Origin of the sequence: Azonexus sp., assembly GCF_036170495.1 — a bacterium.
Lineage (GTDB): Bacteria > Pseudomonadota > Gammaproteobacteria > Burkholderiales > Rhodocyclaceae > Azonexus.
In genome coordinates, this window is record NZ_JAVHPH010000155.1 from 1 (window position 1) to 1005 (window position 1005).

Consider the following 1005-nt stretch of genomic DNA (forward strand, 5'->3'; position numbering starts at 1 on the left):
AGATCATCGGCCGCCTCGGGCACCTGGCCCGGGGGGAACTTGGAGAACAGAATTTCGCGGTTTTTCTTGAGGTCTGTGTTGGTCATCATCCCTCCCGATCAATGAACTATTGCGCTTTATTTTGCATGATCTGAAGACCCTTGAGAAGATTCAGCGCCTGCTGGAACTGGTAGTCGCCCTTGGTGGCGTATTCCAGCCGTTGCGGCATGTCGTCCTCGGTGTCCTCCTTTTTGTCCTTGCCGTTTTTGGGCGGTTTGGCGGAGCTCTTGGCTTCCGGTTTTGCCGCTTCCTTGGCGGCTTCCTTGTCGCGGTCGTTGCTTAGGTGACGGTCGAGATCGGCCTCGCGCACGCGCATGCCGGGGCTGGAGCCGTTGGCGCTCTCTTCGACAACGATGTCCGGCGTGATGCCCTTGGCTTGAATCGAACGGCCTTCCGGCGTGTAGTAGCGGGCCGTGGTCAGCTTGATGGCGGTGTTGCCCGGCAGGGGCAGAACGGACTGCACCGAGCCTTTGCCAAAGCTCTGGGTGCCGACAATGATGGCGCGCTTGTGATCCTGCAGCGCGCCGGCGACGATTTCCGAGGCCGAGGCAGAGCCGCCATTAACCAGGACGACCATCGGCACCTTTTTGGCTTCGACGGGCATGCTCTTGAGCGGATCTTCCTTGTTGCCGCGCAGGTAATCCTGCGCCCTGGCCCTGAATTCCTGCTTGGCATCGGCGGTGCGGCCATCGGTCGACACGACCTTGACGTCGGGTGGCAGAAAAGCCGCCGAAACGCCGATGGCGCCATTGAGCAGGCCGCCCGGGTCGTTGCGCAGGTCGAGCACCAGACCGTTCAGCTTGTTGCCATCCTTGTAGAGGGCGGAAACATGTTTGGCCAGTTCGGCCACGGTGTTTTCCTGGAACTGGGTGACGCGCACCCAGCCGTAGCCGGGTTCGACCAGCTTGGATTTGACGCTCTGCACCTTGATCACTTCGCGGATCAGGGTCAGCTCGATCGGCTTGG

1 protein-coding gene is annotated in these 1005 nt (G+C 60.9%); it reads right to left on the reverse strand.

The window, feature by feature from the left end; all coding sequences use genetic code 11:
• Nucleotides 1-106: 106 nt before the first annotated feature.
• The coding region (locus ADADOO_RS04845; protein ID WP_511275481.1) for a S41 family peptidase at nt 107-1005 on the reverse strand (899 nt) is incomplete at its 5' end.